The 9,399-nt window shown below is 42.6% G+C and carries 11 protein-coding genes; all 11 read left to right on the top strand.

What is annotated here, in order from left to right; translation table 11 throughout:
* On the top strand, window positions 1-136 hold a 136-nt coding region (locus BLR42_RS10330), incomplete at its 5' end, for a transposase (RefSeq protein ID WP_139165140.1).
* 389 nt (window positions 137-525) lie between these two features.
* The gene (locus BLR42_RS10325; protein ID WP_139165139.1) at window positions 526-1,125 is read left to right on the top strand and encodes a hypothetical protein; all 600 of its coding nucleotides are present in this window, start codon (window positions 526-528) and stop codon (window positions 1,123-1,125) included.
* Between the two features lie 33 nt (window positions 1,126-1,158).
* A complete protein-coding gene (locus BLR42_RS10320) occupies window positions 1,159-2,067 on the top strand; it encodes a radical SAM protein (protein ID WP_091868785.1) in 909 nt (302 codons plus the stop codon).
* Window positions 2,068-2,077: 10 nt separating this feature from the next.
* Entirely contained in the window at window positions 2,078-2,440 is a 363-nt protein-coding gene (locus BLR42_RS10315; protein ID WP_170832720.1) for a NifB/NifX family molybdenum-iron cluster-binding protein, read from the top strand.
* A gap of 22 nt (window positions 2,441-2,462) precedes the next feature.
* On the top strand, window positions 2,463-3,305 hold the full coding sequence (gene nifH / locus BLR42_RS10310) for a nitrogenase iron protein (RefSeq protein WP_022761476.1): 843 nt from the start codon (window positions 2,463-2,465) through the stop codon (window positions 3,303-3,305).
* A gap of 47 nt (window positions 3,306-3,352) precedes the next feature.
* Window positions 3,353-4,294: a transporter substrate-binding domain-containing protein gene (locus BLR42_RS10305; protein ID WP_091868780.1), complete on the top strand. Its 942-nt coding sequence runs from the start codon at window positions 3,353-3,355 to the stop codon at window positions 4,292-4,294.
* Window positions 4,295-4,318: 24 nt separating this feature from the next.
* A complete protein-coding gene (locus BLR42_RS10300; RefSeq protein ID WP_091868778.1) occupies window positions 4,319-5,794 on the top strand; it encodes a nitrogenase component 1 in 1,476 nt (491 codons plus the stop codon).
* Window positions 5,791-7,143 carry a nitrogenase component 1 gene (locus BLR42_RS10295; protein WP_091868776.1) on the top strand — a complete coding sequence of 451 codons (1,353 nt, stop codon included), beginning with the start codon at window positions 5,791-5,793 and terminating at the stop codon, window positions 7,141-7,143. The genes BLR42_RS10300 and BLR42_RS10295 overlap by 4 nt, the downstream gene beginning before the upstream one ends.
* 4 nt (window positions 7,144-7,147) lie before the next feature.
* Window positions 7,148-7,843 carry an amino acid ABC transporter permease gene (locus tag BLR42_RS10290; protein WP_091868774.1) on the top strand — a complete coding sequence of 232 codons (696 nt, stop codon included), beginning with the start codon at window positions 7,148-7,150 and terminating at the stop codon, window positions 7,841-7,843.
* A gap of 3 nt (window positions 7,844-7,846) precedes the next feature.
* Window positions 7,847-8,548, top strand: coding sequence for an amino acid ABC transporter permease (locus BLR42_RS10285; protein WP_091820373.1), 702 nt, complete (start codon window positions 7,847-7,849; stop codon window positions 8,546-8,548).
* A 37-nt stretch (window positions 8,549-8,585) separates the two neighbouring features.
* A complete protein-coding gene (locus tag BLR42_RS10280) occupies window positions 8,586-9,338 on the top strand; it encodes an amino acid ABC transporter ATP-binding protein (protein WP_091868772.1) in 753 nt (250 codons plus the stop codon).
* The last annotated feature ends 61 nt before the right edge of the window (window positions 9,339-9,399 follow it).

Here is a 9,399-nt window from a genome sequence, read left to right as displayed (position 1 = left end):
ACTGGAAGGTATGAACAGTATCATACAGAATGTAAAACGCAGAGCCCGCGGTTTCAGGAATACTGAATATTTCAAAACAATGATCTACCTGAACTGCAGTGATCTGGATATTGAAGCGGTGATAACTATGGCGTAGCACTCTTATTCATTGATTCCTTGGGTGCCCTGTAGTTGTGTGGCAATGGTATGTCAAGGGTTTCCACACAATGGAGCGAAGCTCCCTTGATATACCATTGCCACACAGCTACACTTCCAAGCAGGAATCAATAATAAGGAAATGTTGTTACCCACTATAAATGGGGATTAACCGATTTTATTATACCCAGCCATAAGTAATACTTGATTTTCCCCGGTCGGTTACTATGTTAGAATTCATCTAACCTTAAAGATAACCGACCGGACAACCGGAGGTTTACAATCACTTCATTTCATTTGTGAAGCGTGTTGTAAACCTCCTTTTTTATTTCATGGGTCATGTCCTGTGAAATAAAAATGAATCCGCAGGTTTATGGAAGGAAAGGAAAAATGACAATCACGGCAAGTTTTTTTAAAGGTTATGAAAATACAAATGATCCGGAAATGGATTTTAGAAGACGAGAAAGAGAAAAGGTGCGCTTCTATAAATCAGGGAAAATCAGGGCGGTGTATTTAAATGGACAGACTGATATAGAAACTGATTACGGGATGATACCTGCAGAGCTCATAACCTTTTACGAGAATGGAAGCATAAAAAGAATTTTTCCCAGGTATGGAAGAATAGGAGCCTACTGGTCGGAGAAAAACGAAGCCGAGATTACCGCGTATTTAGACTTGAAGGTGGGGAAAACGATCTACAGATCAAGACCACAGTGTCTGTACTTTTTCCCTGATGGAAAGCTTAAAAGTATAACCATTTACAACAGCGACACACTGATAATCAGAACAAAGTACGGAGACATCAAAACAAACATAGGAATTTCCTTTTACAGATCGGGAAAGATTAGAAGCATCGAACCGGCATTTAAGACAGAGATTGAATATAAAGGGAAAAAGATTAGACCTTTCAATTTTTTTGCAGATGGAATGCACGCCGATGACAATTCGCTGGTCTTTGATGAGGAGGGATACATCCTAAGCTACATCTGACAACCGGAGTTTGGACAGACAGGAGTAACACAAATGAACAATAGCACTAATACATTACTTGAACTAAATGATCCGCTGGAGCACATTTCAAACCAGCATCCCTGCTTTGGAAAGGGGCCCAATCTTAATAAAGGAAGAATTCATCTTCCGGTAAGTCCTTCCTGCAACATACAGTGTGCTTTCTGCAACAGGACAAGAAATAAGGATGAGAAAAGACCGGGAGTTACTTCAGAAATACTTACTCCCAATGAGGCGGCGGAAATACTTGATAAAGCCTTGGAGCTTTGCCCACAGATAACAGTGGCAGGTATCGCAGGACCGGGAGATACACTCGCATCCGATTATGCGATAGAGACTTTTAAGCTTATAAAGGAAAAGCATCCGGAACTTATAAACTGCCTTAGTACAAACGGATTACTTCTTGAAGAAAGGGCACAGGAACTCATAGATGCAGGCGTAAAAACAGTAACAGTAACCGTCAATGCAGTTGATCCCAAGGTACTGAAACATATATGTCTCTGGATTGTAAAAGACGGAGTTACCTATGTCGGGGAAGAGGGTGCAAGAATTCTCATAGATGCACAGCTTCGGGGAATCAAGAAGATAAAGAAGCTTGGAGCTATGGTAAAGGTCAATACAGTTCTTTGCCCGGGAATAAATGATGAACATGTCGAAGAAGTCGCCAAAACCGTGGCAGGACTCGGCGCAGACTTTATGAATATCATCCCACTTATTCCGACACATAAGCTATCACATTTAAAGGAACCAGATTGCATGATGATTCATGAGGCAAGAACAAAAGCTGAAAAATATATAAGAGTTTTCAAGCATTGCCAGAGATGTAGGGCGGACGCAGCAGGTATTCCCGGAAAGCTTGAAATATCGGATCAGTTGTATGACATAAAGAAACTTAATGCGAAAAATACATTTTCACACGGATAAGGAGGCTGGTATGAAATATCAGGTGGCGTTGGCGTCCTATAGCGGAGAGAATATAGATCTTCATTTCGGAAGATGCGTAAAGTTTCTTATCGCAGAAATAACAGATAACGCTAATTGGGAATATGTGGATGAAATAGATACCGGCCTTGCTTGTAACGGAGGATGTGACCATGAAAACATCGAGGCGGTTGCAGAGAAAATCAGTCATTGCAAATATGCACTTTCAGCGAGGATAGGCCCCGGTGCAGCAAGGATTCTTTTGAGCAAAGGTATAAAAGCTCTTGAGATAGAAAATGAAATAGATCAGGCCATAGAAAAGCTGATGATTTATGACAGAGCTCGCAGTGATAGAGCTGTAGTAGAAAACACATAAGAATGGAGGAGAGTTTGAAAAAATGGCAGAGTTAAGACAGATTGCAATTTACGGAAAGGGTGGAATCGGAAAGTCCACTACAACACAGAACCTGACAGCAGGACTTGTTGAAAAGGGACAAAAGGTCATGGTAGTAGGCTGTGATCCTAAAGCAGACTCGACACGACTTTTACTTGGCGGCCTTGCACAGAGAACAGTTTTGGACACCCTTAGAGAAGAGGGAGACGATGTTGATATCGACAGCATCTTAAAGGAAGGCTTTGGAGGAACAAGATGTGTTGAGTCAGGCGGACCTGAGCCCGGTGTTGGATGTGCAGGACGCGGAATCATTACTTCAATAGGTCTTCTTGAACAGCTTGGAGCGTATACAGAGGATCTTGATTATGTATTTTATGACGTACTCGGCGATGTAGTTTGTGGTGGTTTTGCAATGCCTATCCGTGAAGGAAAAGCTCAGGAAATCTATATTGTAGCAAGTGGTGAGATGATGGCTCTCTATGCAGCCAACAACATCTCCAAAGGTATCGCAAGATATGCTAAGACAGGCGGTGTAAGGCTTGGCGGTATCATCTGCAATAGCAGAAATGTTGACAGAGAGCTTGATCTGCTTCGTGCGTTTTCTAAGGAGCTTGGTACCAAGCTTATCTACTTTGTTCCCCGTGACAATGTGGTACAGCACGCAGAGATTAACAAGAAGACAGTTATAGAGTATAAGCCGGAATCAAATCAGGCTCAGGAATACAGGAATCTTGCGGAGGCGGTAATGAACAATAAAGACCTTGTAATTCCCACACCCATGACACAGGAAAAGCTTGAGGAAATCCTTTCGGAGTTCGGTCTTATGGCTGATGATTATCAGATTTAAATACAGAAACTAAAACCTATATATTACAAACAATCAGGAGGAAGATTATGAAAAAGAGAAAAGTTTTGGCAGTATTAACAGCAGCAGTATTGGCGCTTCAACTTGCAGCATGCGGCAGCGCAAAGGCCAGTGAAAGTGCAGCGGGAAGTGACAGTGCAAAGGCAGAGGATGCAAATACAGAAGAGGCAGGCTCATCTGAAGGCGGTTCTTCAAACCACATTGTAATCGGCTGCAATATTTCAGTATCAGGTGTTAACGATTATCTTGATGAAGATGATAACCTCACAGGCGCTACAGTTGAGCTTATGAGAGCAATCGATGACAAGCTCGAGGATTATGAGTTTGAGTATGTACCCACATCCTTCGATGATGTATTTGTGGGAATCGAGGCTGGAACCTACCAGGGCGGCGAAGCTAACTGCTTCTTAACAAAAGAGAGAATTGAAAAGTATGCAATTCCCAATGAAAACATTGGTGCAAGCTATATCGGCCTTCTTGTAAAGAAAGAACTTGGCGATCTTACAAGCTTTGAGGATGTTGCCAACAGACAGAAGAGCGAAGGACTTACCTTCTATTCAATGCAGGCAGGTAACGGACTCACATATCCGGTAGAGGTTTACAACGAACAGCATCCGGATAACCAGATTGAGTTTGAGTACACATCAGAGAATACCAACAGCGAAGTAAATAACTGGATTATCAATGGCAGATATGATGTAGGTCTTGCACTTTATTCAAACTGGCTTACTAACTATGTTGCTGAGGATGGAGCTTATCACGATGCAGTCGATGATCTTGTTTGGATCCCGATTCAGATAGTTGGTGTTTACAATCTTTTCAACAAGGACAAGGTTGACCAGAAGTTCCTTGATGCTTATGACGCAGCACTTAAGGAGCTCAAAGAGGATGGCAAGGCACAGGAAATCAGCAAACAGTTCTATGGATATGATCCATTTGAAGAGGATATCAAGGACTTAACAGACAATTAAAAAGGGGTTAGAGGTTAATAACTTATGGCTATCAATTTATCAACCGGAGCACCGGTTATACGTGAGCGCAGACTGAATGCGATACTCAGCTATAACGGAACTGCTTCAGATTTAAATGAAAAATCAAAAAATGCAGAATTAAAATGCTCCGGCAGACGCTATGGTCAGTGTAGTGACTGTCAGGAGGGATGTGCACAGTCAATGGCTTCCTTCGTAAAGGGCGGAGCAGTTGTGGCACATGCTCCAATTGGATGCTTTGCGGCAGGCGACAGTGTCAGAGATAATGCAGGACGCGCCGTTACTGCAGCAAGGAAAAGGGGCGAGTTTTCAAATACCGCTATCTGCACCAATATTCAGGAAAAGGATACCGTATACGGCGGAATGGAAAAACTGAGGAAGGCACTAAGAGAAGCCTACAAGAGACAGAATCCGTCAGTAATTTTCATAACGACCTCCTGTGCATCAGGAATCATCGGTGATGATGTGGAGTCAGTTGCTGAAGAGATGGAAGATGAGCTTGGTGTTCCGATAGTTCCCATCGCCTGCGAGGGCTTTAAGTCAAAGGTCTGGTCCACCGGGTTTGACGCAACCTTCCATGGTATTTTGAAGAAAATTGTGAGAGAGCCCAAAGAGCGCAAGAAGGATGTTGTAAATATCTTTAACTTTGAAGGAACAGATACTTTTACACCTCTCCTTGCAAAGCTGGGACTTAAGACCAACTATGTTGTGCCTCTTGCAACCTATGAGGAACTGGCTAGTCTCTCAGAAGCTACCTGCTCAGCACAGATATGTGAGACGCTGGCAACTTATATATCTCACGGACTTGAAGAAAAATTCGGGGTACCTGAAGTAAAAGCACCTGCTCCCTACGGCATTAACTGGACAGATGGATGGCTTCACGAAATTGCGAGACTCACAGATAAGACAGATGTTGTTGAGGATGTGATTGCAACAGAGCATGCAAGAATTGCAGAGGAGCTGGAAGAACTTAAGAAGAAATTTGAAGGAAAAACGGTTTACATTCTTGCAGGCGATGCCTACACCTACAATCTCTCAAATCTTGTAAAGGATTTAGGACTTAAGATCGCGGGTGTTACAGCACTTCACCACGATCAGAAGGCAGATTCCGGAGAAATAAACATCTTAGAGAAACTCGTTGAATCGGCCGGAGACATTCATAACTTTAACGTATGTAATAAGCAGCCCTACGAGGTTGTGAAAATCTTAAAGAAGGTTAAACCCGATTATCTTATCGTTAGACATCAGGGACTTACAGTACTCGGTTATAAATTGGGAATACCTACAATATTTGAAGGAGATGCAAACTATTCAATCGGATATGACGGAGTTATACGTCTGGGTAACAGATTATGGGAAGCTTATCTGACCAGAAAGTTCAATGAAAACGTTGCCGCACATTCGGAATTTCCTTACACAGACTGGTGGATGAATGAAGTTGATGATCCCTTCTATTTTGAAAAAGGAGGAAAGAAATCATGAGTTCAATCATAGAAAAGCCAAGATTCTCCTGTGCTCTTGCAGCGCAGCAGACAGTACTGGCAATTCCCGGAGCAGCACCGATAATACATGCAGGACCGGGTTGCGCATCCAAAGCATCAGGTTTTGCGGGAGTTCAGGCAGGACAGCAGGGTGAAGGCTATGCCGGAAGAACCCATGTATCCTGTACAAATGCAGGCGAAAAGGAAGTTGTATTCGGCGGCGAAAAAAATCTTGAAGAACTTGTTGAAGGTGCACTTAAGGTAGTAAAGGCAGACCTTTTCGTAATTCTTTCAGGATGTACCGCGGGAATCATTGGTGATGACAGTGCAGGTGTTGCCGGAAGATTTTTAAGAAACGGCGATCCGGTTGTGGGTGTAGATACCGCCGGCTTTAGAGGGAATAATTACTTCGGACACGAGGTGGTGGTTAAGGCAATCGTTGATCAGTTCGTTGGAAAAGTTGAGCCTTCTGTAGAAAAGGGACTTGTTAATGTCTTTGCTTCGGTACCTTTTCAAGATGCTTACTGGAGAGGCGATCTTGAAAATTTAAAGAACATCCTGGAGAAGCTTGGACTTAAGGTGAACGTGTTATTCGGACCTGCATCGGGTGGGGTAGACGAATGGAAGACTATTCCGAACGCGCAGTTTAACCTGCTTGTTGGTCCCTGGGTAGGTCTTTCGATTGTAAAGCATCTTGAGAAAAAGTATGGCACGCCATTTTTACATTATCAGACACTTCCTGTGGGAGCTCAGGAAACAAGTAAGTTCCTAAGAGCAGTTGGAAAGTTCGCAGGTCTTTCGGAAGACGCTGTGGAGCAGGTTGTTAATAAAGAAGAGAAGAGATTCTACGACTACTTTATTTCCTTTACGGACTTCGTTGCAGAGCAGAGAAATATCCTTCCCTATCAGCTTTACGTAGTAGGAGACAGCTTATATTCATCTGGAGTTACATCTTATCTGACTAACGAACTGGGATTTTTGCCGCAGGGAATCTATATCATTGACGACCCGTCCCAGGAGCGCGAAGAGAAGATTAAGGCAGCATTTGATGAGAGTACTGAGAATGTAGGTGAAATCATTAAGTTCGAGGCCGATGGAGGACTTATCACCAGAGACATTGAAGAGAAGATAGGAAGCAGCAAAAAAGCTATTATTTTCGGAAGCTACTGGGAGAACAATATTGCCAAGAAAACAAATAATTATTTTGTTAACCTTAGTCTCCCGATTGCAACAGAGATAATCACATCATCAAGCTATGTCGGCTACGATGGAGGATTAAGGCTTATCGAAAAGATTTACAGCCTTGCCTTTAACAGAGGAAACTTATCATCAAGAACACACGTGGAGTAAATCTATGCGATTTAAATTAAGCACATTTTTTGAATATTTTGTAAAGCTTTTGCCTTATCTTAAAGTGACCTTTACTTATGCAGGGCTTTCGCTGCTTTTCGGAATATTCTTCGGATTTCTGTTTGCTTTTTTTAAGCTGGGAAAGAGCCGCATATTAAGGGGCATAGCCAATGTATATACGGCGGTTTTCCGCTCGATACCACCGGTTGTACTTTTATTCCTGGTATATTACGGGATACCAATGGTGGCTGAGGCGGTGACGGGCAATAACATGGGAAGAAAAGATCCGATTCTTTTCGTTATCATAACAGTGACACTGCTTGCTACCGCATCCCTTACGGAAATCATGAGAAGTGCATACAAATCGGTTGATAAGGGACAGTATGAGGCCGGAGTAAGCATAGGACTTACAGATATTCAGACCTTTTGCAGGATAATCTTTCCGCAGGCACTTTTGTATGCGCTTCCGAGCCTTGGAAATCTGGTGATCTATCTCATTAAGGAAGGTAGCCTTGGCTTTACGATCGGTCTGGTAGATATTTTCGGAAAAGCAAACACGCTGAATCAGAATACCTACAGTAATCACATTCTGGAGATATACATAGCATTGGCTGCCATATACTGGGTGGTTGCAATTGCATCCGAAAAGCTTCTTAAATTTGCGGAGCAAAGAGTAAAACGAGAACTGGGGAGAACATAATACATGTCACTTAATACCGAATTTATTTACAATACTTTTTTTCTGGTGCTAAAGGGCGTTCCTGTTACATTTAAAATAGTCGGAGTCGTACTTCTGATATCACTCCTCTTTGGATTTTTGTTTGCTGTCATCAGAACTAACAGCAACGGAATCATATCGAAAATTCTGGGAGTATATGTTTCCTTTGCAAGAGGCACGCCGGTTATGGTGCAGATTTACCTGATCTATACAGCTCTGCCGACGGTGCTGGCACCGTATTTTAAGGAAAAAGGAATTGGTTTTGATGTCTACTCAATCAAGGGGATGACCTATGCATATTTCATTTTTTCCTTCGGAATGATTCCCGTTATGAGCGAGATGTTTCGCGGAGCGCTTGGGGCAATTGATAAGGGACAGCTCGAAGCAGCAAAGGCTATAGGCCTTAGCGTGCTTCAGGGCTACAGAAGAATCATTCTTCCACAGGCAATTGTTAATTCTCTTCCTGTTCTGTGCACCAATATCACCGGACTTGTAAAACTTAGTTCTCTGGCATTCGCGGTTTCGGTTTTTGAAATTATGGGAATTGCGAAAACGGAAGGAGCGAAGTTTACCTGCTATGTTGAGGCTTATCTGATCATTGCTGTTTTATATGTTGCTATCAATCTGGGAATCGAGGTGATCTTTAAGGTTATCGAGAAGAGAATCAGGCTATACCATCCGCTGTAGAACCGGATCAATAATAAACTTTTAAGAGGTGGAATAAATGCTTAAACTTGAGAATGTACACAAAGCCTTTGGGAAAAATCAAATTCTGAAGGGCGTCGATATTGAAGTAAATAAAGGGGATGTCATAGTAATTCTTGGTCCCAGCGGTTCGGGAAAAACCACCTTGCTGCGAAGTATAAATTTCCTGGAGAAGGCGGACAAGGGAAAGCTTACGCTTGATAACAAGACTATGGATATGCATCACTCATCCAGAAAAGATATATCCTATGTGAGAAAAAATACAGCTTTCGTTTTCCAGAACTATTGTCTTTTTAATAATAAGACGGTTTTGCAGAATGTAACGGAAGGTCTTATAGTTGCCAGAAAGGTTCCGAAGAAGGAGGCTGTGGACATTGCCATAAGTGCACTTAAGAAGGTCGGACTTGAGGATAAGCTTGATCTTTATCCGGCACAGCTCTCAGGAGGAATGCAGCAGCGTGTAGGTATAGCTAGGGCCGTTGCAGTTAATCCCAAGGTTATTCTGTTCGATGAGCCGACTTCAGCCCTTGATCCCGAGCTCGTGGGAGAGGTGCTCTCTATAATTAAAAAGCTCGCAAAGGAAGGAACTACCATGATAGTAGTGACACATGAGATGAGCTTTGCAGAGGACGTGGCAAACAAAGTCATTTTCATGTCCGACGGAGTAGTTGTTGAACAGGGTTCACCCAAGGATATCTTCTACAAGCCAAAGGAGGAGAGAACCAGGCAGTTCCTGAAACGAATCCTCCCTGAGTCCGACTATGTGATATAAAAATATGATAAAGATTATGAGTAATAGATGAAGGTGGCTGATAATATAATTCTGCCTTCTC

The organism is Butyrivibrio sp. INlla16 (assembly GCF_900104155.1).
Taxonomy (GTDB): Bacteria; Bacillota; Clostridia; order Lachnospirales; family Lachnospiraceae; genus Butyrivibrio.
The sequence above is the reverse complement of the archived record's forward strand: the minus strand, read 5'-3'. Positions and strand labels throughout refer to the sequence as shown.

Bases quoted from the DNA above. Each gene is read 5' to 3' on its own strand.
- BLR42_RS10295 (WP_091868776.1), top strand. From the start codon at position 5,791: ATGAGTTCAATCATAGAAAAGCCAAGATTCTCCTGTGCTCTTGCAGCG.
- BLR42_RS10285 (WP_091820373.1), top strand. From the start codon at position 7,847: ATGTCACTTAATACCGAATTTATTTACAATACTTTTTTTCTGGTGCTA.
- BLR42_RS10320 (WP_091868785.1), top strand. From the start codon at position 1,159: ATGAACAATAGCACTAATACATTACTTGAACTAAATGATCCGCTGGAG.
- nifH (WP_022761476.1), top strand. From the start codon at position 2,463: ATGGCAGAGTTAAGACAGATTGCAATTTACGGAAAGGGTGGAATCGGA.
- BLR42_RS10300 (WP_091868778.1), top strand. From the start codon at position 4,319: ATGGCTATCAATTTATCAACCGGAGCACCGGTTATACGTGAGCGCAGA.
- BLR42_RS10290 (WP_091868774.1), top strand. From the start codon at position 7,148: ATGCGATTTAAATTAAGCACATTTTTTGAATATTTTGTAAAGCTTTTG.
- BLR42_RS10280 (WP_091868772.1), top strand. From the start codon at position 8,586: ATGCTTAAACTTGAGAATGTACACAAAGCCTTTGGGAAAAATCAAATT.
- BLR42_RS10315 (WP_170832720.1), top strand. From the start codon at position 2,078: ATGAAATATCAGGTGGCGTTGGCGTCCTATAGCGGAGAGAATATAGAT.
- BLR42_RS10305 (WP_091868780.1), top strand. From the start codon at position 3,353: ATGAAAAAGAGAAAAGTTTTGGCAGTATTAACAGCAGCAGTATTGGCG.
- BLR42_RS10325 (WP_139165139.1), top strand. From the start codon at position 526: ATGACAATCACGGCAAGTTTTTTTAAAGGTTATGAAAATACAAATGAT.